The organism is Prevotella sp. C561 (assembly GCF_000224595.1).
Taxonomy (GTDB): domain Bacteria; phylum Bacteroidota; class Bacteroidia; order Bacteroidales; family Bacteroidaceae; genus Prevotella; species Prevotella jejuni.
In genome coordinates, this window is sequence record NZ_JH114212.1 from 1 (window position 1) to 565 (window position 565).

A 565-nucleotide genomic window follows, 5' to 3' on the forward strand; every position below is an offset into this window, starting at 1 on the left:
GCCATTGCTGTTTCAATATTGAAAGGTATGGCACCGTCTGTAAAAGTACATGGACGTTGGATAGCTCAAGCGGGAATCTCAATGATACAGTTGCCTGCTGTTGTCATACACATTTTTCCTGTCACGTCTCCTTTTGCTGATGCCGAGATGTGGATGGGAAGCTCTACGGTACTTGCAGACGGAGGTCCTTGTTCAACGCAGTTCCATCCAGCCCTTTCATGTAGCACCTTTGGTTTTGCACCGCCTCCGAGACTTCATCCGGGAAAGTTCAAGAAGCCAAGTGTCTCACGCTTCCTGCCCACGCAGCTACTTTCCATTATAACCTCAGGTGGTAATCCGGTCCTTGTAGGTGGTCCACCAACGATAGACCTTTTTCAATTGGCAATGAAAATGGGACTTAAGTGTCTGACCAAAACCAAGGCCTATCAGAAACTCTCAGAAGCATTTGAGAAGACTCCTCTGGGGAAGATAAATAAAAAATGAACTGCTGCCTTTTCGGTGAGCCAGTAGACGCCGCCACGGGGCGTGTATACCATACTAATACTGACTTTGAATTGTCTGGTCC

The 565-nt window shown here is 47.4% G+C and carries 1 protein-coding gene and 1 pseudogene; both read left to right on the forward strand.

Going from position 1 to position 565, the window contains the following annotated elements; genetic code table 11:
* Positions 1 to 483: pseudogene (locus HMPREF0666_RS16005) on the forward strand (RHS repeat protein); the annotation flags it as partial.
* Positions 480 to 565: DUF6531 domain-containing protein (locus HMPREF0666_RS18730; RefSeq protein ID WP_009013443.1), on the forward strand; the 86-nt coding region annotated here is incomplete at its 3' end. The pseudogene HMPREF0666_RS16005 and the gene HMPREF0666_RS18730, both read left to right, overlap by 4 nt.